At 43.6% G+C, this 23,392-nt stretch carries 24 protein-coding genes and 4 pseudogenes; 15 read left to right on the top strand and 13 right to left on the bottom strand.

The genetic code is table 11. From position 1 onward, the window contains the following. Positions 1–116 precede the first annotated feature (116 nt). Together GVY04_11315 and GVY04_11320 are read right to left on the bottom strand one after the other, a co-directional pair. Positions 117–200 carry a DUF933 domain-containing protein gene (locus GVY04_11315; GenBank protein ID NBD16696.1) on the bottom strand — a complete coding sequence of 28 codons (84 nt, stop codon included), beginning with the start codon at positions 198–200 and terminating at the stop codon, positions 117–119. A gap of 24 nt (positions 201–224) precedes the next feature. Then, a complete protein-coding gene (locus tag GVY04_11320; GenBank protein NBD16697.1) occupies positions 225–878 on the bottom strand; it encodes a Uma2 family endonuclease in 654 nt (217 codons plus the stop codon). Between the two features lie 2 nt (positions 879–880). Between GVY04_11320 and GVY04_11325 the strand changes: the two genes are divergently transcribed. Beyond that, positions 881–1,027, top strand: a complete 147-nt coding sequence (locus GVY04_11325; GenBank protein ID NBD16698.1) for a hypothetical protein — start codon at positions 881–883, stop codon at positions 1,025–1,027. A gap of 37 nt (positions 1,028–1,064) precedes the next feature. Here the strand turns inward: GVY04_11325 and ychF are convergent, their stop codons facing one another. Beyond that, a complete protein-coding gene (gene ychF / locus GVY04_11330) occupies positions 1,065–2,156 on the bottom strand; it encodes a redox-regulated ATPase YchF (GenBank protein NBD16699.1) in 1,092 nt (363 codons plus the stop codon). 379 nt (positions 2,157–2,535) lie between these two features. Between ychF and GVY04_11335 the strand changes: the two are divergent. Then, a pseudogene (locus GVY04_11335) lies at positions 2,536–3,480 on the top strand (Gfo/Idh/MocA family oxidoreductase). A 130-nt stretch (positions 3,481–3,610) separates the two neighbouring features. On the opposite strand, the gene GVY04_11340 reads toward GVY04_11335, so the two are convergent. Next, positions 3,611–4,828 (bottom strand): FtsX-like permease family protein, encoded by a 1,218-nt coding sequence (locus tag GVY04_11340; protein NBD16700.1) that lies wholly within the window; start codon positions 4,826–4,828, stop codon positions 3,611–3,613. 181 nt (positions 4,829–5,009) lie between these two features. On the opposite strand from GVY04_11340, the gene GVY04_11345 reads away from it, so the two are divergent. Then, positions 5,010–5,351, top strand: a complete 342-nt coding sequence (locus tag GVY04_11345; protein ID NBD16701.1) for a DUF565 domain-containing protein — start codon at positions 5,010–5,012, stop codon at positions 5,349–5,351. A 34-nt stretch (positions 5,352–5,385) separates the two neighbouring features. On the opposite strand, the gene GVY04_11350 is transcribed toward GVY04_11345, so the two are convergent. Together GVY04_11350 and GVY04_11355 are read right to left on the bottom strand one after the other, a co-directional pair. After that, on the bottom strand, positions 5,386–8,877 hold the full coding sequence (locus GVY04_11350; GenBank protein NBD16702.1) for a hypothetical protein: 3,492 nt from the start codon (positions 8,875–8,877) through the stop codon (positions 5,386–5,388). A gap of 6 nt (positions 8,878–8,883) precedes the next feature. Then, a complete protein-coding gene (locus GVY04_11355; protein ID NBD16703.1) occupies positions 8,884–10,233 on the bottom strand; it encodes a hypothetical protein in 1,350 nt (449 codons plus the stop codon). A 329-nt stretch (positions 10,234–10,562) separates the two neighbouring features. Here GVY04_11355 and GVY04_11360 point away from each other — a divergent pair, with 329 nt between their 5' ends. From GVY04_11360 to GVY04_11405, 10 genes are all read left to right on the top strand, one after another. Further along, entirely contained in the window at positions 10,563–11,000 is a 438-nt protein-coding gene (locus GVY04_11360; GenBank protein ID NBD16704.1) for an MgtC/SapB family protein, read from the top strand. Positions 11,001–11,162: 162 nt separating this feature from the next. Further along, positions 11,163–12,575: a F0F1 ATP synthase subunit beta gene (locus GVY04_11365; GenBank protein NBD16705.1), complete on the top strand. Its 1,413-nt coding sequence runs from the start codon at positions 11,163–11,165 to the stop codon at positions 12,573–12,575. Further along, a complete protein-coding gene (locus tag GVY04_11370) occupies positions 12,575–12,958 on the top strand; it encodes a F0F1 ATP synthase subunit epsilon (GenBank protein ID NBD16706.1) in 384 nt (127 codons plus the stop codon). Before GVY04_11365 ends, GVY04_11370 begins: the two co-directional genes overlap by 1 nt. A 2-nt stretch (positions 12,959–12,960) precedes the next feature. Next, positions 12,961–13,296, top strand: a complete 336-nt coding sequence (locus GVY04_11375; protein NBD16707.1) for a hypothetical protein — start codon at positions 12,961–12,963, stop codon at positions 13,294–13,296. Between the two features lie 38 nt (positions 13,297–13,334). Beyond that, the gene (locus GVY04_11380; protein ID NBD16708.1) at positions 13,335–13,625 is read left to right on the top strand and encodes an ATP synthase subunit I; all 291 of its coding nucleotides are present in this window, start codon (positions 13,335–13,337) and stop codon (positions 13,623–13,625) included. Between the two features lie 37 nt (positions 13,626–13,662). Continuing rightward, positions 13,663–14,358, top strand: coding sequence for a F0F1 ATP synthase subunit A (locus tag GVY04_11385; protein ID NBD16709.1), 696 nt, complete (start codon positions 13,663–13,665; stop codon positions 14,356–14,358). Between the two features lie 8 nt (positions 14,359–14,366). Beyond that, complete coding sequence (locus tag GVY04_11390; protein NBD16710.1) at positions 14,367–14,645, top strand: F0F1 ATP synthase subunit C; 279 nt, start codon at positions 14,367–14,369, stop codon at positions 14,643–14,645. Between the two features lie 4 nt (positions 14,646–14,649). Next, positions 14,650–15,420: a F0F1 ATP synthase subunit B gene (locus tag GVY04_11395; GenBank protein NBD16711.1), complete on the top strand. Its 771-nt coding sequence runs from the start codon at positions 14,650–14,652 to the stop codon at positions 15,418–15,420. A gap of 139 nt (positions 15,421–15,559) precedes the next feature. After that, the gene (locus GVY04_11400) at positions 15,560–17,134 is read left to right on the top strand and encodes an alternate F1F0 ATPase, F1 subunit alpha (GenBank protein ID NBD16712.1); all 1,575 of its coding nucleotides are present in this window, start codon (positions 15,560–15,562) and stop codon (positions 17,132–17,134) included. Next, positions 17,127–18,038, top strand: a complete 912-nt coding sequence (locus GVY04_11405) for a F0F1 ATP synthase subunit gamma (protein ID NBD16713.1) — start codon at positions 17,127–17,129, stop codon at positions 18,036–18,038. The genes GVY04_11400 and GVY04_11405 overlap by 8 nt, the downstream gene beginning before the upstream one ends. Before the next feature lie 166 nt (positions 18,039–18,204). On the opposite strand, the gene GVY04_11410 is transcribed toward GVY04_11405, so the two are convergent. The 5 genes and pseudogenes from GVY04_11410 to GVY04_11430 all read right to left on the bottom strand — a co-directional run bounded on the left by GVY04_11410 (position 18,205) and on the right by GVY04_11430 (position 20,691). Then, positions 18,205–18,618, bottom strand: a complete 414-nt coding sequence (locus GVY04_11410) for a putative toxin-antitoxin system toxin component, PIN family (GenBank protein ID NBD16714.1) — start codon at positions 18,616–18,618, stop codon at positions 18,205–18,207. Next, positions 18,615–18,854 carry a hypothetical protein gene (locus GVY04_11415; protein NBD16715.1) on the bottom strand — a complete coding sequence of 80 codons (240 nt, stop codon included), beginning with the start codon at positions 18,852–18,854 and terminating at the stop codon, positions 18,615–18,617. The genes GVY04_11410 and GVY04_11415 overlap by 4 nt, the downstream gene beginning before the upstream one ends. A 104-nt stretch (positions 18,855–18,958) precedes the next feature. Next, positions 18,959–19,830, bottom strand: a pseudogene (locus GVY04_11420) (hypothetical protein). A gap of 29 nt (positions 19,831–19,859) precedes the next feature. Further along, positions 19,860–20,356 (bottom strand): annotated as a pseudogene (locus GVY04_11425) (type II toxin-antitoxin system YhaV family toxin). Between the two features lie 2 nt (positions 20,357–20,358). Further along, entirely contained in the window at positions 20,359–20,691 is a 333-nt protein-coding gene (locus GVY04_11430; GenBank protein ID NBD16716.1) for a type II toxin-antitoxin system PrlF family antitoxin, read from the bottom strand. A gap of 185 nt (positions 20,692–20,876) precedes the next feature. On the opposite strand from GVY04_11430, the pseudogene GVY04_11435 reads away from it, so the two are divergent. Further along, positions 20,877–21,221, top strand: a pseudogene (locus GVY04_11435) (F0F1 ATP synthase subunit gamma). A gap of 152 nt (positions 21,222–21,373) precedes the next feature. Here the strand turns inward: GVY04_11435 and GVY04_11440 are convergent. Both GVY04_11440 and GVY04_11445 read right to left on the bottom strand, forming a co-directional pair. Then, positions 21,374–22,063 (bottom strand): sugar transferase, encoded by a 690-nt coding sequence (locus tag GVY04_11440; protein ID NBD16717.1) that lies wholly within the window; start codon positions 22,061–22,063, stop codon positions 21,374–21,376. 359 nt (positions 22,064–22,422) lie between these two features. Further along, positions 22,423–22,566 (bottom strand): hypothetical protein, encoded by a 144-nt coding sequence (locus GVY04_11445; GenBank protein NBD16718.1) that lies wholly within the window; start codon positions 22,564–22,566, stop codon positions 22,423–22,425. Between the two features lie 205 nt (positions 22,567–22,771). Here GVY04_11445 and GVY04_11450 point away from each other — a divergent pair, with 205 nt between their 5' ends. Then, complete coding sequence (locus GVY04_11450; protein NBD16719.1) at positions 22,772–23,383, top strand: DUF5132 domain-containing protein; 612 nt, start codon at positions 22,772–22,774, stop codon at positions 23,381–23,383. Positions 23,384–23,392: the final 9 nt, after the last annotated feature.

The raw sequence follows: 23,392 nt of genomic DNA on the forward strand, positions 1-23,392 counted from the left end.
AAATTCGTTCAGTTCTTTCTACAGCTAGAAAACAAGGTCGCAATCTTCTGCAAGTTTTAACCCAGGTTCTCCGAGGTGAGGTCATTATTTTCGTCTAGATTCGACTACCTCGGCAGTTACATATTAAATTGAAACTCAATCACATCTCCTTCTTGCACCCCATAATTTTTCCCTTCTGAGCGCACTAGCCCTCTCTTCAAATTAGATCTATCGGAAGAGCAATATCATTGCAAAAATTGTTGATGTTCTTTACTGGTTAATCCCTCTTGTAGCGTCATCATGACCTGTTGCATTTCCCCAGCAATTAAAGCGACTTGATTTAACCATAAGCCTGGAAAAACTTGGCTGTAAACAATTCCTTTGTCATTAGGAGTCACAGACAAATAATTTCCTTGTTGCAAGTAAAACCAATCCAACTGTTGTTCCATCACTCGCCACACTAGATATTCTTTAACCCCATTACGACGATAAACTTGTTTTTTTTCATAGAGATCGATAGAAGCGCTACTGGCTGCAATTTCGATCACCATCTCTGGCGCACCAACAATATAACCCTCTTCATCAATGGAAGTTTGACCGCCACGGTTAGAATCAAAGAGCAAAACAGCATCAGGTTGAGGTTCATTGTCTAAATCTAGTTTAATCGTGGCGTTATCTCCTAAACGAACCCCAGGTGTTGCAATTTTATAGTTCCAAAGCCATCCGATTAGATTGGCGTGAGGTTCAGCATGAGGTTCAAATCTGAGAGGAGATGCCATGTAAACTTTTCCTTCGATTAATTCTGCCTTTTTGAGGTGAGGCATTTTTTGATAATATTGCTCAAATTCATAACGGGAAAGTCGATCTCCGTTTTCTAAAATGGGAGTTGAAATATTCATAGATGACAGTGTTCTTGCCAGGTCATACTTTCATTTTAGTGACGATCGCGCTGCCAAAAAAAGACCAGCCAAGGGGAGTGGTTGGTCTAGCTGGCTGCATTGGAAGGAGAAAATTTAAGTTGCACCAAGACCGTCTGACGCTGCTGTAGAAATCAGTTTAGTGCTTGGCTTTCAGCAGACCCTAATTTAAACATTAAAGCGAAACTCAATCACATCGCCTTCTTGCACCACATAATCTTTCCCTTCTGAACGCACTAGACCTTTTTCTTTAGCTGCGGCTAGAGATTTTAATTCTGCTAATTTTTCATAACTAATCGTTTCAGCACGAATAAATCCGCGTTCAAAGTCAGAGTGAATCACACCGGCTGCTTGGGGAGCTTTCATTCCCGCACGAATCGTCCAAGCGCGCGTTTCAGTTTCGCCGGTTGTGAGATAGGTACGAAGTCCTAATAACTCATAGGTTGCCCGAATCAGAGACTGTAATCCTCCTTCTTGAACACCGAGAGACTCTAAAAAGTCTGTTTTTTCTTCTTCTGACAATTCAATGAGTTCTGATTCGACTTGTGCAGAAATCACAACGACTGATGCCTTTTCTTGCTGTGCTAATTCTCGTACTTGTTCCACCCATTGATTGCCAGTGGCTAAATCATCTTCGGAAACATTCGTGGCGTATATAATCGGTTTTTTGGTTAGTAAACCAAGGGGTTTGATGATCGCTTCTTCATCTTCTGTGAGTTCGACTTGGCGAACGGTTTTTCCTTCATTAATTACAGCTGCCAGTTTTTCTAACAGTTCTAATTCAATTTGTGCGTCTTTATTTTTCTTCGCTTCTTTACGCGTGCGAGTAAGGCGTCGCTCAATTTGCGCTAAATCAGCTAAAGCCAATTCTAAATTAATCACTTCAATGTCACGCACCGGATCCACCGAACCCGAAACATGGACAATATCATCATTTTCAAAGCAACGCACCACATGAACAATGGCATCCACTTCGCGGATATTGGCCAGAAACTGGTTCCCCAGTCCTTCCCCTTGACTCGCCCCTTGCACTAACCCAGCAATGTCTACAAATTCGATGCGGGTGGGAACAATGCGCTGGGAATTGGAAATTTCAGCCAGTACGTCTAGACGTTCATCAGGAACAGCAACCACTCCCACATTCGGTTCAATCGTACAGAAGGGGAAATTAGCTGCTTCTGCTTTTGCGTTGGCAACAAGGGCGTTAAAAAGGGTTGATTTACCGACGTTTGGGAGTCCGACAATTCCTGCTCTAAGCATTTTTGTTATTGGTTATTGGTTGTTAGAAACATCTTTACATTATTCGTTCTTTGTCCTTGGCCTAAGTAACCAATGACGAGTGACCAATCGTAATCTATTATCCATTATCACTACTTCCATGATCAATTGATGGACAGCAAAAAAACTGACACAGGTTCTTTACAGGGGTTAAGTCTGTTTACGGATAATGCCTCTGGCAGGTTTTTTGACATTTTTCGCGGAATTTTTGCTTAATCTGGGGTAAAACGTTTATTCTGCTAGAGAAACTAAAGTTTTTTGTTATTTGTGTGGTGGAGGATTTTTTTACGTGAGTCATCAAAATGGGGTTTCGCAAGAAGAACTAGAGACGGATCATTCGTCTCGTCATGGCAATCAGTCATTGCGAGTCGGAGTGATTGGGGTTGGCAATATGGGACAACACCATACTCGGGTTCTAGGTTTACTCAAGGATGTGGAGTTGTATGGGGTTGCTGATATTAATGTGACTCGTGGACTCGATATTGCCAGTAAGTACCGGGTGCGCTTTTTTGAAGATTATCAGGATTTGTTAGCTTGTGTGGATGCAGTTTGTATTGCTGTGCCTACCCGATTACATTATCAAGTGGGATTGCACTGCTTAAATGCCGGGGTTCATGTTTTAATTGAAAAGCCGATCGCGGCGAGTATTGAAGAAGCTGAATTCTTGGTCAATGCAGCGGCAGAAAATAATTGTATTCTACAAGTGGGCCATATTGAACGCTTTAATCCTGCGTTTCAAGAATTGAGTAATGTTTTGAAAACGGAAGACTTGCTAGCGGTAGAAGCCCATCGCATGAGTCCTTATTCCCAACGGGCCAATGATGTTTCAGTTGTCCTCGATTTAATGATTCACGATATTGATTTATTATTAGAGTTAACCGCTAGCCCAGTGGTCAAGTTAACCGCAACCGGGACGAAAGCGGAAGAGGATGGTTATTTGGATTATGTCACTGCCACTTTAAGATTTGCTAATGGCGCGATCGCGACATTAACTGCGAGCAAAATTACCCATCGTAAAATTCGCAATATTTCTGCCCATTGTAAAAATGCCTTAATTGAAGCCGATTTCTTAAATAATGAAATTCTGATTCATCGTCAAACCACTGCCGATTACACCACCAACTATGGACAGGTTTTATATCGTCAAGATGGACTTATTGAAAAGGTTTATACCAGTAAAATTGAACCGCTTCATGCAGAATTAGAGCATTTTGTCAGTTGCGTTCGCGGGGGAAACCAACCCTCTGTTGGTGGAGAACAAGCGTTAAAAGCCCTGCGTTTAGCCAGTATTGTGGAAAAAATGGCAAAGGAAAGTCAGGGCGGGGAAAAAAACTTTCAAGAATTAACCCTGAAGGATTATCCACTACTCGCGAATAATGGCAAAGTGGAGAAACTAACCGAATGGAGTCAATCACAATGGCAGTGAACAGAGATCATTATACACTTCTTAGGGCCACAATCGGATCCAGTTTGGCGGCTTGACGAGCCGGAATCACCCCAAAGGATAAACCAATTCCCGCCGAAACACTCACGGCAACAATAACTGCCGGGACAGAAATTTGTGCCGGTAAAGGAGAAATACTGCCGGCAACAATGACAATTCCACCGCCAATGACCGTCCCAAAGAAACCCCCTAAAACAGCCAGAACGGTTGCTTCAATCAAAAATTGAGTGAGAATATCTTTTTCTCTGGCCCCTAATGCTTTACGGAGTCCAATTTCTTGGGTGCGTTCCGAAACAGAAACCAGCATAATATTCATCACCCCAATGCCACCGACTAAAAGAGAAATTCCCGCGATCGCAGCTAGCATCGCCGTTAAACCACCCGTAACCGTTCCGACGATATTGAGAATATCTTGCTGAGTTTGGACGGTAAAATCATTTTCTCCGGTAAGATTGTGTCTGAGTCGGAGTAAATTTTCAATTTGAAATTGAGCCGCCCGAATACTGCTTTCATTCTTAGCAGATACAGCAATAAAGGTCAAATTCATCCCATAAACAGATCGACTGCCCACAATTTGATTTGCCATTGTAGTAAGAGGAATATAAACCGTATCATCTTGATTATTCCCTAAAAATGCTCCTTTCGGTTCCATTACACCAATTACTTTAAAGCTTGAATTCTTAACCCGAATTTGCTTCCCGATGGGATTATCTAAACCAAAAAACTGTTCGGCAATTTCTGATCCTAAGACGGCAACACGACTATTTTTATCTAAGTCCATCTCTCGAAGGAAACGGCCCTTGTCAATTTCAAAACTGCGAACACTTAAAAATTCTGGTGTCACCCCAAAAACAGAATCACTACTATTTTTATCTTGGTACGTAATCACTTCATTACTGCTAATTTGAGGCGCAACGCCTTCAATACTAGGCACTTGTTCAGCAATCGCTTTTGCATCTTCGTAAACTAGGGTTTGTGGAAGATCAAAGGTGGTTTGACGTTCTTCCCGAGAACCGGGTGTAATAAATAAAGTATTGGGACCAAGAGATTGAAACTCATTTTTGGCTAATTCCTGTGCGCCCTGTCCAATGCCAACCATAGCAATCACAGAGGCATTGCCAATCACAATCCCCAACATCGTGAGGCTGCTACGGAGTTTATTGGCTGTCAGTGTCGCAGTGGCCATGCGAATGGTCTCGATCAGTTGCATGGTGATATTTCTTAAATTTGTCAATGATTAATAGTGAGAAGAGAGGTGTTCTCTTTCTGAGAAGGCATCATCTCTAACACGATACTATTATAGATAATCGTTATTTTCCCTCAATCCGCAAGAGGGATGGAATGAATAATAATGTCTTGTTGCTAGACAATAGTTCCACCCATCAAAAATCATGCAGAATACCCGCTTAAATTTATTATTAAGTAATCTCTCTGGTCAAGTTCGTCAGTTTTTTATCAATCCCTGGCGCAAAATAACATCGTTATTAATTAGTTTACTTCTCGGAATTTTTATGGGAATTAGTATTGTCACGAGTGCTGGTCAGGAAGGACGTTTAGATATTGTTGTTGCGGCGCTTTTACTCATTTTAACTGAAGTGATTAGTTGGTTGGTTTATCGGCAAACTTCTGGACAGAATAGTGAAAACCGATCCGGATTGATTGAAGTGGTAAATACCTTCAAAATTGGCTTAGTTTACAGTTTATATATTCAAGCCTTTATTTTAGGATCTTGATCTTGACTCTTAATTCCTCTTTATCAATTAACTCCTAATGACTACTGAAATTGTGACAGACTGACAAGGCCTCCCGTTGACTGTTGTCTAAAGTTTCTAGATAATCTTTCAACCAAGAACAAGCGTAGTCAAGGGGATTCAAATTCATTACTTTGTCTAAATTCCATAAAATTAAGGTCGTACCGTCTCCGCCAGAGGCTAAGTGCAACCCGTCTGGACTAAAACTAACTTCCATGACGCTTGCGCTATGACCATAAAGCGTGGTGAGATATTGCCCTTGCGATGACCATAAGGTGACTGTTCCATCCACCCCCCCAGCAGCAATCATCTTCCCGTCAGGGTTAATATCAACGGAACTAAAACGCTGATTGTGTTTCCCTTCTAATTTGTGTAATAATTCTCCTTCAGGTGTCCAGAGTTGAACCGTTCCATCTTGACTCGCAGAGGCAATCATTTCACTGTCAGGAGAAATGGCAACGCCCCAAATCCCCCTTTCATGCCCTTCCCAAATCTGCAACACTTCCCCTGCGCGATCGCGCACCCAAACGGTTCCATCTTGACTGGCGGAGGCAAAAAACTGACGGTTCGGGCTATAAGCCAAGCGCCAAACCCGACTTTCCTGTCCCTCTAAAATGTCGCGAAATGTGCCATCCATCCCCCAGCGCTCGATGGTGCCATCTTCGGAACCAGACAAAATTTCTTTACCGTCAGGATCGGCAAGCAATATGAAAGAGGAAGCAAATAAGGGACCGATTGTGGCTTGAACTGAACCATCCAATCCGAAAACTGTGATTTCTTTTTTGTTATTTGTGGTCAGAATAGATTGACCGTCAGGGGTAAACTGCGCTGATCCCCCATAATCTTCTGTTAAGCGCCGAGGTTGAGTTAAAGCGTTTCCTTCCCGTTTCCACAGTCGGAGCAGTTCTGCTTCTGTTGTAACCCATTTGCCATGGGGACTAAAATTAATTTCCCAAATCGTCCCTTGATGATCGTAGTTGCGAGTTAAGAATTCCGACTCTGATCGCCATAGCCGTGCGGTTCCATCCGCACTCACCGACGCGATCGCGCTTTCATCATCACGCCAAGCAACACTGCGTCCCCCTGCTTGATGACCAAGAAATGATCGCAGCAAAGCGCCATCCTCTTGCCAAATTTTCACCGCGCCATCTAAACTGACCGAAGCGATTTTTTTGCCGTCAGCCGTTAAATCAATGCCCCACACTTCTCCCTCATGGGCGGGAATGGTTTTCAGCAGTGTGCCGTCAAGTTGCCAAAAGCTAATCGTTCCCTGAGCGTCAGCAGAGATAATTTCTTGACGCAGGGGATGAAATTTGATGTCCCACGCGCCCCCAGGATGAACGGAAAATTGATGCAACAATTTCCCTGAACGTTCCCAGATAAAAACCGTTGCTTCCCGCGACATACTCCCTGCAACTAATTCCCCGGTGGAATTAAAATCCACACTCCAGAGTGGATTGTTAGGCTCTGTAAACGTTTGCAGCAACTCCCCTGATCGCGAAAAGAGTTTAACCTCAGTGTCCGAGGAAGCGGTGGCAATGGTTTGATTGTCTGGACTCCATCTGACTTTCCAAATTGGGTCTTGATGGGCTTTAATCATCCATTCCTGCTGCACTGCGTTTAAATCTTCAATATTCCACAACGCCAGGTTTCCCACCAGATCAACGGCTACCAAGCTCCGACCGTCTGGGCTAATATCAACGCTAAATGTTGTTACTTCCATTGGTAAGGTTGTGATTAAGGTGCCATTGGGTTGCCAAAGTTTAACGTTTCCCTCAACGCTAACCGTTGCCAGACAGCGATGCCTACGGCTCGGTCTCCGACCTACGCGAGGACAGAAAGCCACATCCAGCGCTTCTCCATCATGAAGCAGACGGTTAAACTCATCTATGCCAAAAATCGCGGTCTGAAAAGCCCGATCTAAGTCAGTTGCGAGGCTTGGGTCAAGATTGGCTCCTTGGGCTTGAACGGCTGCTTGAATGGCTGCTAAAAGTGCATCTAAACGGCGTTCTGAGGCAAACAATCCTTCTGAGGCGGAAACCAGAGAACGGATATTGCTGACCACAGCGCGACGATATTGAGAGGACGCGATCGCGCCTAATCCTGCCACAAAAATCAGGGCAAGACTAATCCCGCCTAGGGCAAAACGTTGCCAACGATTCACCCGCTTTTGTTGGTGCAGGGCGGTTTGGGCTGCTTGCGCTCGTTCTGCTTCCAACTTTAACTGAAGTTCTTGGCGATCAACGGTTTGACTAGCGCTTAAAAACTCATAGTCGAGATCGCTCAAACTTTTTCCCTGCGCCCAAGTTTGAGCATCAATCAGGGCTTGACCGCGCAATAAGCGAGAGGTATCTTGATAATTGGAAGTTTCCCACGCCTGCAAGTTTTCTGCATAGGGACGCAGTTGCGACAGTTGTCGGGCCACCCAATCTTCATTAAACACGGCTCGATAGATCGGATTTCTAATTTTTAAGGTTCCCGCTTTTCGGACTAATAAACCGCTTAAGATCAGGTCGATTTGTTCTCGACTGTTATCGCTAGCAATGGGTTCTCCAGCAAGCAGTCTTTGATAGATGCCTAAGATGCGTCCCACTCGCTCTGAGTTCCGCAACAAACGATCGGCAATCGTTCGCAGATGTTCCGGTTCGTCTTGGGATTCCCAACGTTCAATCAGGCGCGATCGCGCTATGGTTTCAACCCCGGCTTGTTCTTCCCCTGCTGATACCATGTCTGGATCAACTGTTATGAGAAGTTTGCAGAGTTTTTGCGTGAGAAACGGTTGTCCCCCTGTTTGTTGTAAAACAGCTTTAATGATGGTTTTTGGATTTTGCCACCCTTGAAAACCGGTGAGCAACGGTTGAACTTCTTGCCACTGGAATCCAGTTAAGGCAATGGAACGTCCGATATTAAACGGAGTACGTTTGGGGTCATTAATCAAATCGCCGGGAACCGCAACTCCAAATAGAGCAAAGGTTAACCGTTGATAGTTCCGATTAATTGCTCGTTGGTTATAGCAAAAGCGAATTAAGGCAAAAAAGTCAGTGACCGGAAAGTCTAGGGCTAAAATGCTATCGACTTCATCAATAAAAATAATGAGGGCTTGCTGGGGATAATGGGGTAAAACAACCTGTTCTAAAATAGCTCTCAATTTCTGCACGGGAGAAAGCGTCTCTTGTTCTTGCCACCAACTGACGAGGTGAACCGCACCGAACAGATCAAACTGTAACCAGAGTTCGCTGGCAATGCCGAGATACCATCGTTCCGGCGTAATATTTTCAGTGCCGATAATGCTGAGATCCAGCCAGACGCAACGGCAGCCTTCTTTTTCCAAGCGCGATCGCGATCGAACCAATAAAGAAGACTTCCCCATTTGTCGGGAATCAAAGATATAACAATATTCCCCTGCCTTCAGGGCTTGCAACAGTTGATGATCAGCGTTTCGCTCAATATAACAAGGAGCTTGTGTCGGTAAAGCCCCACCCACTTGATAAAAAAAATCACTCCCCATAACCCTCTAGGCAATTCCTAATAATTGTTGTTCAAAATACTGACGGTATAAGGTACAACTGATTTGACTTTTATGACCTTGAATGGTGATTAATCCTAACCCTTCGAGTTGGTAAGCTGCGATCGCGTCCAGTTCTAAACTCTGATCCGTTTTTAACAGTTGTTCCATTGCTTCTCGCAAAGCGCGATTCTGCTTTAGAATGGTCAAATATCCCTGTAGATGATGGCGAAAAATACCATTGAGATCTTCAGCTTGCTTTAAAAGATGAGTCAAATTGAGGTCCCCCCGAGACAAGTGGTAGAAGGCAACATTTAGCAAATAGGGGTGTCCGTTTAAAAAGTCAAGGATTTGTTGTGCCTGATCGATCCTCCACTCTTCAAAACCATAACGTTTTGCCAACTCTAATGTCTGTTCTAGATTGAAAGGAGACAGTTGAATCGGTAATCCCACATTAAAAGGAGATTTTGACCAGTGAAGGGGGATATACATTTCTGTAGAATAAGACAAAACGAGGCGTATTTTTTGCCACCCTTGATTACTTTTTGAAAGTTCATAGCAGGAACGCAGTAATGGTAAAAAATCTTGCACTACTGTTGGGTACTTAAAAACTCGATCTAGTTGATCGAAAATCAACAGGAAAGGGGTTTGGATCTGGGATAAAACTCCTTTTTCTAGAAAATAACGATAGCTAAACGTACTTCCTAAGGTATCTTCCCAATAATCTTCCACATATACAGGGAGTTGTAATTGCTCAATCAAATTACAACAAATCCAATAGAGTAACCGATCCAAAGAAGCGAGAATTTCAGTCTCTGCTGCTTGGAAATCAAGAAAAACTTGGCCATAATTTAAGTTTTGACCTTCATTCATTACCCGTAGCAGTAATGATGTTTTTCCCATTTGCTGCGGACCCTTAATCCGTACTAAGTAATTAGCATCGTAAATTGCTTCCCAAGCAAGGCTTTCCACTGGAGGACGTGTAATATATAACTTGGAATTAACGGATAAAACGCCTCCCGGAAAAAGCATTTCTCTAGCCTGTTGTGAACAAGAGTCTGTTGTCAAAGCACTCAAGGATGAGGCTAGTTCATTTTCTCTTTGTTGAGAAAGCTCATATTCTCTCAAGACAAACCCAAAGTTTCCTTTGGAAACTCGTTTCCCTAGCCTTTGTGAAAGTTCGTGCCATAACTGAGATCCCACATCTTTGAGATAACATTCACTATAACCACTGAGCGCTTCCATCTGTTTATAGTTATATCCTTGCCAACTTTGTTCAAGGACTTTGGTTTCAGCTACTGTGAGGGGTCGACATAGCAGCGATCTTTGGATCAGAAAGAGTAAACGATTAAATTCCATTGAATCAATAATAATCAGTATAAATATTGATTGCTGAATGTATATTAGTGTATAGCGCTACTGGTTCAGGTTAGGACATTACAAAAAGCTAGCAACCGAGACAGTCGTACTACTAATTCACTTAAAACGTCCTAACCTCCTTGCGTACTGCTATATAAGTAATCACCTAATCAAGATTTACTATAATCTGAGAATAATACTTTGGCTAGTCCTGAATCGACTTGGGAATAATGCTTGTAACGAATTACTTGTTTCAGCTTTCAAAAATCAAGTTCTATGATGTTATTGGATATGAGATCTCAGTTTCAATGCTGTAAAAGGATGAACTAATGATCGCTCCCGTAATTGCGGTACTTTCTCCTCTTCCTTGGTCTGAGGTTGCTGCTCGTTTAATACTTGCTATCGCTTTAGGAGGAATGATTGGTTGGGATCGTGAATTTGAAAGTAAATCAGCTGGTCTGCGAACGAACATGTTGGTGAGCTTAGGGGCAGCTTTAGTGATTTTAGGCGTGTTACAGAGTGGAATTGGTCAGCAAGATGAAAGCCTAGTGGGGCGGAGTATTCAGGGAATTTTAACCGGTGTCGGATTTGTGGGTGCAGGGGCAATTTTACAACGAGATAAAGTGCATGGACTGACTACCGCAACTGCAATTTGGATTTCTTCCGCTTTAGGGATTGTCAGTGGATTGGGGCTTTGGCAACTAGGATTAATGGGCTTGGGGTTGACCATGATCATTTTGCGGGTTATGAAATTATTAGAAAAGTGAACCTTAATCAGAAGAATTACTCTCATATTGCTCTGGTGCTGATTGATAAATTTTAATTTTCATAACTTTCTTGCAATGACTGAAAGTCGTTATTTTTATTTAAGCATTTAACGCAACTAGAATGAAAATAGACAAGGCAGTGGTCAAGGGAGGCGATCGATCATGTTGCAATCTCATCTCACGACGAAGCAGGGACTGATGAAGGGAGAAATTGTCGCGCTGCGAGGAACTGTGGTCGATGTGCGCTTTTCGGATCGCCTCCCGGAAATTTATAGTCAGCTACGAGCCGGCGAACAGGGAGAAGTGATCCTAGAAGTGGTGAATCATCTCAGTGCTCATGTCCTGAGAAGTGTAGCGCTAACTTCAACCTCAGGCTTATCTCGCAGTTCACCTGTTACCGATATGGGAGTCCCGTTACAGGTTCCAGTGGGAGAACAGTTACTGGGTCGGGTGTTTAATGTGTTTGGGGAAACCATTGATGGCAAAGATCCGATTGAGGGAGGAGAGTGGCGTTCGATTCATCAATCTCCCCCCGCGATCGCGCAACATACCACTTCTTCTGAAATTCTGGAAACGGGCATTAAAGTGATTGATTTACTCTCTCCGCTCGAAAGAGGGGGGAAAGGTGGGTTATTTGGCGGTGCAGGTGTGGGAAAAACCGTCTTAATCACGGAATTAATTAATAATATTGTCAAGCAATACCAAGGGATTAGCCTCTTTTGCGGCATTGGAGAACGGGTGCGCGAAGCGGAAGAAATGTACCGAGAAATGCAAGAGGCAGGGGTTTTAGAGAATACTGTCATGGTCTTTGGGCAAATGAATGAACCCCCAGGGGCGCGGTTTCGCGTGGGTTTAGCGGCGTTGACGATGGCGGAATATTTCCAAGAAGACACCAAGCGCGATGTTTTACTGCTGATTGATAATATCTTTCGCTTCATTCAAGCGGGACAAGAAGTGTCCGGATTATTGGGACGACTCCCTTCACGAGTGGGCTATCAACCGACTCTAGGAACAGAACTCGCCGATTTTGAAGAACGGATTTCTAATACCGCCAGTGGGGCAATTACTTCGGTGCAAGCGGTGTATGTGCCAGCGGATGATTTTACCGATCCGGCTGCGGTACATACCTTTGGGCATTTATCCACCTCGATTGTCCTTTCCCGGAAACGAGCAAGTGAGGGGTTATATCCGGCGGTTGATCCCCTGCAATCGAGTTCTAAAATGTTGAATCCCACCATTGTCGGCGACCATCATTATCAAATTGCTCAAGCGGTTCGGCAGACTTTAGCCAACTACGAAGAATTAAAAGATATTATTTCCATGTTGGGCTTAGAAGAATTATCGCGAGAAGATCGACAAGTGGTGGGTCGCGCCCGGCGGTTGGAACGATTTTTAACGCAACCGTTTTTCACCACGGAGCACTTTACAGGGAAAAAAGGAAAACTCGCCACCCTCGAAGAAACCTTAAGCGGCTGTGAGCGCATTCTCAATGATGAATTTGCCGATGTGCCAGAAGGAGCGCTGTATATGTTGGGTTCAATTCAAGAAGTCCAACGGGAGGCGAAGGCGACATGATGCAACTGAAAATCGTTTTACCGACGAAGATTTTTCTGGAACAAGAAGCGCGGAAAGTAGCAGCAGAAGCAGAAAATGGGGCGTTTGTCCTCTTACCCCAGCACATTGATTTTGCCACTTCCCTAGTGCCAGGCATTCTCTCTTTTAATGACAGGGATCATCAAGAACAATTTATTGCGGTGGATGAAGGCATTTTGGTAAAAACGGCGCAGGACGTTTTAGTCTCGGTTAAACGCGCCATTGGCGGGAGTGATTTAGAAGAACTGGAACGATTAGTGGATGAAGAATTTCGCCGTCTTGATGAAATTGAGGAGAAAACCCGTGCCGCGATCGCGCGCTTAGAAGTGAACTTTAGAAGACATTTATACGGTTCAGGAGGATAGCCATGAATACAGAATCCCATAGCAAACCGTCTGGAAAATCCCGCAAACAGTTTCAGGAAAAAATTAAACAAAAATTATTGCAACGCCGTCGCGCCCGCGAACAGGAAGAACGACAAGGCATTTGGTTCGGACTGGCCATGATGGGAATTGTGGGCTGGTCGGTTGCCATTCCCACGCTCATTGGCGTTGCCATTGGGATTGCTTTAGATGCTGCTTTTCCCCAATTGTCCCCAGGAATCCTCCTGATTTCTATTTTGATTGGGCTCGTCTGTGGTTGCCTCATTGCCTGGTTTTGGGTGCAACAAGAAAGCGAAAGTGAAGAAGAAGATTCAGAATAGTTTAAGGATAGATCAGAATTGTTTGTTGAGGAGTCATAATGGTAAGCGAATTTGTGGAAAAAATCGTGGCAATCCCTTTTGGGTTTGTTCTCGGGAGTCTCTATTTCTGGGGGCTTTGGCAGACAACCCAACGACTCACAATGACACGCGCGCCCCTGCGATTATTTCTAGTCAGTTATTTTGGTCGTTTAATACTGGCCAGTCTAGGATTTTACTGGATCGCGCAAGGGGGTTGGGTTAACGTTCTGCTTTGCTTGTTGGGGTTTTTAATCGCGCGATCGCTGCTGATCCGACGCTGGGAACCGAAACCCTATCAAGAGGAAAATTAAAGTTTGACGGCTGCACCTAACAGCGAGGGATCACCCGATGGAAATTAGTCCCGACAATATTATATTTTGGCAACAAGATTGGCTGGTGATTAACGCCACTTTGGTCTATAGCTGGCTGGTGATGCTGATTTTAGTGATTGCCTCTTGGCTTGCCACTCGTGATTTAGTGGTGGATCCCAATCGCGTTTCCCGGTGGCAAAATACTTTAGAAATTATTGTTGAGCAACTGAACACGCAGATCCGAGAAGGCATTCGTCAAGAACCGACACAGTTTTTACCGTTTATTGGCACACTCTTCTTATTTATTGGCGTGTCCAATGTTTTGACGCTCTTTCCTTACTACGAATCGCCGGCGGGATCCTTATCCACCGCTGCTGCCTTAGCGATTTGTGTTTTAGTCGCTGTCCCGTTTTACGGAATTAAAAATGTCGGGATTGTGAACTATCTCAAAACTTACATCTCGCCGCTGCCAATTATGTTGCCCTTCAATATCATGAGTGAGCTTTCCCGAACCTTATCCCTAGCGGTGCGTTTATTTGGGAATATCATGAGTACCAGTTTGCTGGTTGGCATTTTAGTGGTTCTTGTTCCTTTAATATTCCCGGCAATTACTCGCGCCTTCGGGATGCTGGTTGGGGTCATTCAAGCCTATGTCTTCTCGATTCTCGCCTTAGTTTACATTGCTTCGGGAATGCAGGCACAACGCACAACAAAACATCAAGAAGAGGATTAAAGAAGACGATGAGCGATCTCAGTTTAATTGGCATTGCATCGATTATTAGCGCTGGACTGACGATTGGTCTCGGCGCAATTGGACCCGCGATTGGGGAAGGGTTAGCCCTAGCAAATGCCTTAAGGGCGTTGGCGCAACAACCGGATAAAGCGAATACCATTACACGAACCTTATTTGTGGGGATGGCATTTGTAGAATCAACGGCAATTTACTGTTTTGTTATTTCCATTATTCTGATTTTCGCCAACCCGTTCTGGAATCATTTTCTGAACCAAGCAGGGGGGTAACAGCGTGTTATTCGATTGGTTTACGTTCTTCGCGCAAATTGTTAACTTTATCATCTTAGTGTATTTGCTCTGGCGGTTCTTGTATCGACCAATTAATCAGGTGATGGATGACCGCCAACGGCAACTGCAAGAACGCTGGGATGATGCGCGTGAACAAGAAGAAAAAGCCCAACAAGAAGCCCAGAAATATCGGGATCAACAAGCGGAACTCGAAGCACAACGCGATGCTTTAATCTCGGAAGCGAAAGCAGAAGCGGAACAAAAGCGTCAAGAGTTGCGGCAATCGGCACGGGAGGAAATTCAACAACGGCGGGAACAATGGCAGGAAGCCCTGCGCCAAGAACAGAACTCTTTTTACGCGCGATCGCGCCAAAAACTCCGAGAAGAAACCATTGCCATCTGTCGGCGCGTCCTGCGAGATTTAGCCGATGCTGATTTAGAACAACAGGCGATCGCGCTATTTCTAGAACGCTTGAAAGAACAGAGTAATGATGAAAAGAGTGAACTGTCTAACCTCAAAAATGGGGAAATTCAGGAAGTGGTGGTTTGGAGTGGCTTTGAGCTATCTTCAACCCAACGCCAAAAAATTGCCCTTGCCTTTGAACGACAAAACCTCACCCAAAGTAACGCCATTGAGTTTCAAACGAATCCTGATTTAATCTTTGGCATTGAAGCGCGATTTGGCGATCATGAGGTGGGATGGAATGTTGACGATTATCTCCAAAATTTAGACCGTACCTTTTCCCAACTGTTTGCAAATAATATTAGTCATTAGTTATTAGTTATTAGTCATTCGTCATTGGTCATTGGTCATTGGTTATTAGTCATTTGCGCACTTGGTCACTGGCTACTGGTAACTGGTCACCCTCTTCCCACAAGTAATTTATAGTAAATCTCCATCCAACGATTAAGCCATGAGTGAAGATGATTCCTCCCTAACTCGCCTAGTTGAAAGCACTTTCTCCCAATGGGAAAGCGTGCTGGATCAGTATCGATTTCCCTTACAAACCCATGAAGTGGGAATCGTTAAATCGGTTTCCAGTGGCATTGCCACCGTCAGCGGGCTATTTGGGGCACGCCTTGATGAATTGATTGAATTTCCTAACGGTTTACTGGGCATTGCCTTTAACTTGGATGCTGAAGAAATTGGCGTGATTCTCCTCGGCGAAAGTGAAAATGTGCAAGCGGGAGATAAAGTGTACCGTTTGGGTCGCATTTTAGATGTGCCGGTTGGCGATGCACTGTTGGGTCGTGTCGTCGATGGCTTAGGTCGCCCCTTGGATGATCAAGGTGAGGTTAAAACCGGTGAGCGCTGGCCCACAGAACGTCCAGCGCGAGGGATTATGGAGCGTGATCCGGTAGAAGTCCCTTTACAAACTGGGATTAAAGTGATTGATGCCTTGATTCCTGTCGGACGGGGACAACGGGAACTCATTGTCGGGGATCGGCAAATTGGGAAAACTGCCATTGCAGTGGATACAATTCTCAATCAGAGAAATGCCAATGTCATTTGTATTTACTGCGCGATCGGGCAACGAGGGGCAGCAGTTGCAAAAGTGATTGATCGCTTACGACAGTACAAAGCAATAGATTACACGGTTGTGGTGGTTGCCCCTGGGGAATCTCCGCCCGGCTTGAAGTATATTACCCCCTATGCCGCAACAACCATTGGCGAATATTTCCGCGATCAGGGTCGGGATGTCCTGATTATTTATGATGACCTCACCCAGCACGCTTGGGCCTACCGTGAACTGTCCCTCCTTTTACGACGACCACCCGGTCGAGAAGCCTATCCCGGCGATATTTTCTACATTCACTCCCGACTCCTAGAACGATCTACCCATCTGCGAGCGGAACTTGGGGGCGGTTCCCTTACGGCACTCCCCATTGTGGAAACTCAAGCCCAGAATATATCCGCTTATATTCCGACGAATTTGATTTCCATTACCGACGGTCAGATTTATCTCTCCCCCAATTTGTTTCAACAAGGGATTCTGCCAGCAGTTGATGTGGGGAAATCGGTCTCCCGTGTTGGCGGAAAAACCCAACTTCCCGCTTACAGACGAGTGGCTTCTGATTTGCGCTTGTCTTACTCCCAGTTCCAAGAAGTAGAAGTCTTTGCCCGTTTTGGCACCCGTTTAGACGAACAAACCCGTCATACCCTCGAACGCGGTCGTCGGGTGCGAGAAGTGCTCAAACAAAAAGAATCAAAATCTCTCACGCCAGCGGAACAAGTTGCCATTTTGTTTGCAGTCAATAATGGGTTATTTGATGACATTGCCTTGGATCAGATTAAAGCAGCAGAAGCAGAGGTACAAGCAGTGATGAACGGGGAATTATCTCCAATGCGCGATCGAATTCAAAATGGAGAAAAGTTGAATGACGAAGATATTGATGCCTTATCTCAAGCATTAGAAGATATTGATGCCTTATCTCAAGCATTAAAGGAGGCGACAACCCAACTGCAACAGGAGACCAACCATGACTAATGCCCAGTCACTGCAAGCCACGATTCATCATGTGGAAGATTTACAAGCAGTTGTGAAAACGATGAAAGCCCTAGCTGCGGTGAGTATTCGTCAATACGAACGCGCTGTCGATGTTTTAGGGGAATACAGTCGCAGTATTGAAACGGGATTTCAAATTCTCCTCCAACAACGGCATTTTGCCAGTCAATCCCTGATTCCTCCTGTTCTGGAATCTCATCCCTTAGCCTTTCAGCGGGTGGCAGCGATTATTTTTGGCTCAGATCGCGGATTGTGCGGACAGTTCAACGAGCGAATTGCCTCTTTTGCCCTGTCGGAGTTAGAAGAGTTGGGATTGGAAAATGAACCCTTAATCGCGATCGCGGGAGAACGGTTACTTCCCTCTTTAGAAAGCGCAAATTACCCGATTAATCAACAATTTGCCGTTCCTGCTGCTGTTGATGGCATTGTTGACCTCACCACAGAAATTTTATTAGCCATTGAAGAATGGCAAGTGCGCGAGGGGATTGATCGCGTGATCCTCTTTTACAACGAACCCAGCACCGGAACCACCTATCATCCCCGTCAGTTTCAACTCCTACCGCTGGACGTCAACTGGTTGCAATCCCTGAGTCAACGTAATTGGCCCACTAACGAAATTCCCCTCGTAACCATGGATGAAGAGGAATTTTTATCAGCTTTGATTCGCGAGTATCTCTTTCTCTACCTCTTTCGCGCCGCCGCTGCCTCTCTCGCCAGTGAAAATTCCAGTCGCTTATCTTCTATGCAGTCAGCCGAGAAAAACATTCAAGATCGCATTGGTGATCTCACTTCCGAATATCGTCGTCAACGTCAAAGTGCAATTACCTCTGAGTTACTGGATGTCGTTTCCGGATTTGAAGCATTAAGTGATAATCCCTCATCCTGAAAGAAGGAAAAAACATTTGTTCTCGTCTGTTCCTAAGCTAAATATGAATCCGTTTCTACATAATTGGTATGACAACATTCACTGCTGTTATTGAAAGAGATATGGAAACTGATCTTTATGTGGGATGTGGGGGATGTTCCCAGATTACATGAGCGACCTTAACCCTTCATTGATCCAGTTCCCGAATGATACGCTGAAATAGAGAAACAGAAATAATCGTCGTCTCAATCAACTCTTGTGCCTCACGCAACTCTCGATCTCCTGTAATTAAAAAGTCAGCTTCACTCGCCACTGCACAACTTAAAAATTTCACGTCTTTTTGATTTCTGGGAAAATGAGTCTTGATATTAACACTCACTAGGGTGGTTGCTTCCTCTAAAACCTGAGACCAACTTTCCTGTTGCACAGCAGTTAACTTGAATCGCGGGCGCGATAAAACTCCCTTATACTCGCTTAAAATTGCTTCTGAAACAATCCAATGCACATCTCGACGATCAATCAGCCATAAAATAATTGCTTCTGGCTTTCTTCCAGAAATGGCAGCGGAGATTAAAACGCTCGTGTCAATAATAACCTTCATTCACCCCGACGATAAGCTTCAATTTCTGCTTGCACCTCTTCTTCGGTTAAGGGGGATAGCACATGGATCGCTTGCGTTTCTTGAAACAACTTTTGGCAGCGATCAGTTAAACTTTCTGGTTCATCCTCCTCAGCAATCACGATTACCTCCACGCGTTGTCCAGGGGAGAATGGCAAATCTGATAAGATGACTTGCTTGGGATCTTCTATTGTTAAATATTTTTTATACGCTTCCATTGTGCTTCTGCCAAATCGGGATTAGAAACAATTCCTGTAAGCTTCCCATTTCCATATTTTAACCAACGCTAACGGGAACGCAGTTGACAATTATGTGATCATCTTCACTCTTTAATTTTTTCAATATTCTTTTCAAGATCATATATGATTGTCTCAAGAATTTGGAGACATATTTTTGCTGTCTGGTCTCGTGGTTCAAACCCAGATTTAACCTGTAGAAATGGATGAATATAGTTTCTAAAATCTTTCAAGGTATGACTAAATTGTTGCATATCATGCTCAATTAAATTCAATTCTTTTCCTACCTCTATAAAATTACTGAGAGACCATTCATTAAATTTTCTGGGTTTCTCATCCTTGTCTTTCGGAGCTGATTTGGCTGAATTAAACTGTTTGGGATATTTATTTGCAAGACCAAAAAAATGCCTTCGAGAGTGCTACCAGTGAGGAGAATAGTTGCAAGCGGTACATTTTGAAAACAACATATTTCGATCTCTTTGATCCGATGTTTTAAAACATCCAAAACTCTACCTTCAAAGCCGAGATGTGAGACTATTATATTAGTTATTTCAGGATTAATGAATTCATTCTCTGATGTTTTTTTCTCAGCATAATCATCAATTTCAACTTTATCGAGTTTTTGAAAGGTTACGTTCGCTTGGTTACGGACAATTTTCCATTTATCAAAAACTAAATAGCGATTAAAATCATCGATATGTTCATCTAATTGTTCAAATCGCTTGATAAATTTTGCAGGATTAAAAACAGATTTAATACAGTCCTCGATTTGAGATGTTCCATTAATTTCCTGAAGTTTATCATCTGTATATTGCCATCGTGAAGGAAAACCTCGCTCGGAACAATCCTCAAAACCGAGCTCATTAAAAAATTCTACAAGCTGCTCTCCAGAACGATGATCTGTTTCCTCATTAATCAGTTTCCTCAATTTTTCTAAGCTAGCTTGTGAAAGCAACATAAATAAAAGTCTTGCTAATCCAAATGTTATTAACCCGTTAAATTTGGGTTTTGACGAAGTTTCTCTAAACGTTTTGTTTCACCTTTTGCTTCCTTCAGTAAATCATCCCAATCATCAGGAGGATACCCACTTTCCAGCACAGGGGCTACGCATCTAAATGACTCTTGTAAGCTCGCTTAGAGGTTTCATCATTGACCCAAGCAAAAACAATAATTTTACTCTGTTGATGGTATCGGAAAAACAATCGATACTGCTGAAAAAACTTAGCCCTAAACCAATGCTTGTACTCATTACCTAGGGTCGTTCCTTGGCGATATTCGCTACGGGTCGGATCTTCAGGGATGACTTCAAAGGCGAGCTTAATAATTGCAGCAAGACGTTTTGTCGGGTTTTTCTTTTTGTAGTCTTGGGAATACTTTTGGCGCAGCTTTTCGACTTGAGTTATCAGTTCTTCCAACTGATTCAGAAAGAGCGGATGAGCAAAGATACGCCACCCATTAATCACTAACGGTTGATTGACAGACACGCTTATTCATCCTCATCAGAGAGGGGTGCATCTAAATCCACTTCCACATCAGCAACTAAAGATTGAGCACGATTGACTAAATCAGAAGGAATCCCTTGTATCTGCTGAGGATTTTTTTCCATATCTTCTGCAATAAAATCCAGAAACTTGTCTAATATGGGATCACTTTCTTCTTGCTCAACGCGGGAAATAACTACTCGACCCTCAGATTCAATGATGTAGCAAATTTTATCCCGCTTCTTTAAGCCTAGCGCTTTGCGAACTGGCTCAGGGATTGTTGTTTGATACCGATTGGTGAGTGTAGATTCTGAGCAGGGAGCCGATGTTGCAGCCATTGCGATGTCTCAACTTATTGATTCAGTTCTATTCTTAAGGTAATGCAGATGCATTGTCTTGGCAATTATTATAAAGGTTCAGAAGCCAATTTATCGTTTGCTCATTGAACTGTTGGCGATCGCAGCCGTCTTCACATCCGTCTTTCGACAATGAATTGAAGAAAATGCGATTTTAAGCGCGATCGCGCTTACTCCCCTCTTTAGAAAGTGCAAATCACCTGATTGATCAACAATTTGCCGTTCCTGCTGCTGTTGATGGCATTGTGGATCTCACCACAGAAATTTTATTAGCCATTGAAGAATGGCAAGTGCGCGAGGGGATTGATCGCGTGATCCTCTTTTATAACGAACCCAGCACCGGAACCCCCTATCATCCCCTATCTTCCATGCAATCAGCAGAGAAAAACCTTCAAGATCGCATTGGCGATCTCACTTCTGAATATCGTCGTCAACGTCAAAGCGCAATTACGTCTGAATTACTGGATGTCGTTTCCGGATTTGAAGCATTGAGTGATAATCCCTCGTCCTGAAAGAAAGAAAAACCCTGATTGGATGAAGTCTTTTTTGATTTTGGTCGATTGCTAAGCTAAATATGAATCCGTTTCTACATAATTTAGATGGGGAAGAGCAAAGGGGAACTTTTGGTATGCAGTTTCTTCCCCTTGGCTACGCTCGGCATTGACTAGCAAGCTCCTTCTTTTTTGAACACCACCCAGATTGTTTTCCAGATCAGTTGGCAGTCGTAAAGTAGAGACCACTTTTGCTGGTAAAGAAGGTCCATTTTCACTACCTCTTCAAAGTCTTTGACGCTGGAGCGTCCATTGACTTGCCATTCTCCAGTTAACCCCGGCTTAACATGCAAGCGTTGGTAATGATGAGGCAGATATTGAGACACTTCTTCAGGCGTTGGCGGACGGGTTCCCACTAGACTCATTTCTCCTTTAAGGACATTGAAAAATTGAGGGAGTTCATCTAAGCTAGTCCGCCTGAGAAAATGACCCAACCGCGTAATTCGAGGATCATTTTCATTTTTAAAGATGTGCCCTTGCGCTTCGTTAGCGACTAGATGCTTACGCTTTTCGGCATCTTTAACCATTGAACGAAATTTCCAGATGCGAAAGGTTTGACCATGAAGTCCGACTCGGGTTTGGCGGAAAAAAATCGGACCAGGATCATCTAAATAAATCGCTGGCGCAATAAAAATATAAAGGAGGGCAGTGAGACTCAGTCCTACCAGAGCACCGAAGATATCGATCACTCGTTTAGTTTTACTGTTTACACAAGGTAAGTTGGGAATTAAGTTTCCTTGTTGTGCTTTTATTTTTACACGTGTGCTCGTAATCACTTTCTTATTTAGTAAAGAACACTGAATTTAGATTAACTGCCCCCAGTTTAGCAGATTTTATTTAGTATATCCACTGAATCACGATTTAATTTTTAATTTTAGGCTAAACTTCTGAGTTATAGGGATAAACAGCGTCTTCTCGAAGAAGTTTCCTCCTGCAAGAATTGTTAGCTTTTAAATTTGGATAATCATCATAAAACTACAGAAGACTTGTTTGAAGGCAAATTCCACTTTGACATCAATGACATGGCTAACTTATCCAATGAGAACGCACCTCGTATATTTTTAAGTGACAACGAATAATACTTAAATGTGTTCTTTTAAGTATAAATATTGTTAAAAAATACAATATTACTTATGATGTTTAAATCAGCGAAATAAATAATTTATTGATGTTGGCTGCGATCGCGCGATTGGTAACGGTCATTGGAAATGAGACCCCCCGCCCGATGCGGATTGCCATCACTGTCGCTTCTGGAAAAAATTAGAGTAAAATCCTCTGTTGAGGAAAATTTAAACGGGGTTGTCAATTCAACTCTTTCGTTTGTCCCTCTAGAACCAGGATCGCGAGTTCGCCATTTAAAATAAGACTAGCTATGATGGAGAGGCTTAACTTCCTTGTGTCAAAACCAAAGTGAGTTCTCATCACTAAAAAGTAACTCAACAATTACCTGACACTCACCGCCCCCTAAAATAGCATTTTTCTTAAATACTGTTAAGCATGGAGAAAAGGTAATGACACAGCAATCAAATGGAGAAGATCAAGAGGATCAACCTTTAAGCAGTTTTGAAGATATCGCTGCACTTTTTTTCGCACCGGTTTGGGTGGCAACGGCAGAAAGTGTTGAACAGCCCTTGGTTAAGGATGTCTTAAAGGCAGCGATCACGCTGCAAGAACGAGGAAAAGAATCTTTTGCCCATTTAGAAGAGGTGATTGCGGATCTCCGTGCAGAAGTCGAAGCCGAGTTAGCCCAAGAACAGGAAACGAGTTCTCAGTCCGAAAATACGGCTGCGGTGTCTGATCAAACTGATTCGGTCCTAGCAAAAACGGTTCTCAAAGGAATGTCGGAGTTTGATACTCGTATCCGGGAGGCGACAAAGGGGACCGTTGATGCGCGATCGCTGATGCCAATTCTTTTCGGAGGATTAGCGCTGCGACAATTAATTTTCAAAGGTCCACAACTGGATGATGTGCCCTGGTATGTCTTAGCTTGGTATAGCTTCGATAGCTTTATGAAGTTCCATGATCGCCATCGGTCATTACCGAAAGCTGATGCTACAGTGACAGGGGAAGAAAATGGGAATTCCCCTACCCCAGTTCAGGACGTTCAGGACTCTCAAGAATAGAATGTCAAT

It is taken from the genome of Cyanobacteria bacterium GSL.Bin1, assembly GCA_009909085.1.
In the GTDB taxonomy this organism is placed as follows: Bacteria; Cyanobacteriota; Cyanobacteriia; order Cyanobacteriales; family Rubidibacteraceae; genus Halothece.

Coding starts and splice junctions, on each gene's coding strand:
- GVY04_11320 (NBD16697.1), bottom strand. CDS start 878: ATGAATATTTCAACTCCCATTTTAGAAAACGGAGATCGACTTTCCCGT.
- GVY04_11325 (NBD16698.1), top strand. CDS start 881: ATGACAGTGTTCTTGCCAGGTCATACTTTCATTTTAGTGACGATCGCG.
- ychF (NBD16699.1), bottom strand. CDS start 2,156: ATGCTTAGAGCAGGAATTGTCGGACTCCCAAACGTCGGTAAATCAACC.
- GVY04_11340 (NBD16700.1), bottom strand. CDS start 4,828: ATGCAACTGATCGAGACCATTCGCATGGCCACTGCGACACTGACAGCC.
- GVY04_11345 (NBD16701.1), top strand. CDS start 5,010: ATGCAGAATACCCGCTTAAATTTATTATTAAGTAATCTCTCTGGTCAA.
- GVY04_11350 (NBD16702.1), bottom strand. CDS start 8,877: ATGGGGAGTGATTTTTTTTATCAAGTGGGTGGGGCTTTACCGACACAA.
- GVY04_11355 (NBD16703.1), bottom strand. CDS start 10,233: ATGGAATTTAATCGTTTACTCTTTCTGATCCAAAGATCGCTGCTATGT.
- GVY04_11360 (NBD16704.1), top strand. CDS start 10,563: ATGATCGCTCCCGTAATTGCGGTACTTTCTCCTCTTCCTTGGTCTGAG.
- GVY04_11365 (NBD16705.1), top strand. CDS start 11,163: ATGTTGCAATCTCATCTCACGACGAAGCAGGGACTGATGAAGGGAGAA.
- GVY04_11370 (NBD16706.1), top strand. CDS start 12,575: ATGCAACTGAAAATCGTTTTACCGACGAAGATTTTTCTGGAACAAGAA.
- GVY04_11375 (NBD16707.1), top strand. CDS start 12,961: ATGAATACAGAATCCCATAGCAAACCGTCTGGAAAATCCCGCAAACAG.
- GVY04_11380 (NBD16708.1), top strand. CDS start 13,335: ATGGTAAGCGAATTTGTGGAAAAAATCGTGGCAATCCCTTTTGGGTTT.
- GVY04_11385 (NBD16709.1), top strand. CDS start 13,663: ATGGAAATTAGTCCCGACAATATTATATTTTGGCAACAAGATTGGCTG.
- GVY04_11390 (NBD16710.1), top strand. CDS start 14,367: ATGAGCGATCTCAGTTTAATTGGCATTGCATCGATTATTAGCGCTGGA.
- GVY04_11400 (NBD16712.1), top strand. CDS start 15,560: ATGAGTGAAGATGATTCCTCCCTAACTCGCCTAGTTGAAAGCACTTTC.
- GVY04_11405 (NBD16713.1), top strand. CDS start 17,127: ATGACTAATGCCCAGTCACTGCAAGCCACGATTCATCATGTGGAAGAT.
- GVY04_11410 (NBD16714.1), bottom strand. CDS start 18,618: ATGAAGGTTATTATTGACACGAGCGTTTTAATCTCCGCTGCCATTTCT.
- GVY04_11415 (NBD16715.1), bottom strand. CDS start 18,854: ATGGAAGCGTATAAAAAATATTTAACAATAGAAGATCCCAAGCAAGTC.
- GVY04_11430 (NBD16716.1), bottom strand. CDS start 20,691: ATGGCTGCAACATCGGCTCCCTGCTCAGAATCTACACTCACCAATCGG.
- GVY04_11450 (NBD16719.1), top strand. CDS start 22,772: ATGACACAGCAATCAAATGGAGAAGATCAAGAGGATCAACCTTTAAGC.